At 46.4% G+C, this 401-nt stretch carries 1 protein-coding gene; it reads left to right on the top strand.

The annotated features are described in order from the left end of the window. Window positions 1-401, top strand: a 401-nt coding sequence (locus AB4323_RS23915) for a hypothetical protein (RefSeq protein WP_372153501.1), incomplete at both ends; no start/stop codon positions are given.

Genomic DNA, 401 nt, shown 5'->3' with positions numbered 1-401 from the left:
TCAGAAAATTATACCGCGATAGTTTCCGGTGGCGAGTGGACTCTGATTGGTCAGGACTATTCGGGGTTTGCTGAAGGCATTTTAACAGTAGAAGCCACCGTTACGGACGTTGCAGGTAATCCAGCTACTTCTAGCGATACCATCGTCAAAGATACGTTGGCGGATATCAGTGTGGATTTTGATGGTTTTGGTGATGAATATTACAACTCGGCCGAAGTGAGTAATGGCGCTTTGGTCGGAACGGTTACTAATGTTGAAGATGGCCAAACAGTGTCAATCACCATTACCGATGTTGATGGCAAGTCAGAAAATTATACCGCGATAGTTTCCGGTGGCGAGTGGACTCTGATTGGTCAGGACTATTCGGGGTTTGCTGAAGGCATTTTAACAGTAGGAGCCAC

The sequence above is a fragment of the Vibrio sp. 10N.261.52.C11 genome, from assembly GCF_041471405.1.
In the GTDB taxonomy this organism is placed as follows: domain Bacteria; phylum Pseudomonadota; class Gammaproteobacteria; order Enterobacterales; family Vibrionaceae; genus Vibrio; species Vibrio crassostreae_C.
This window is presented reverse-complemented; position numbering and strand designations above follow the sequence as displayed.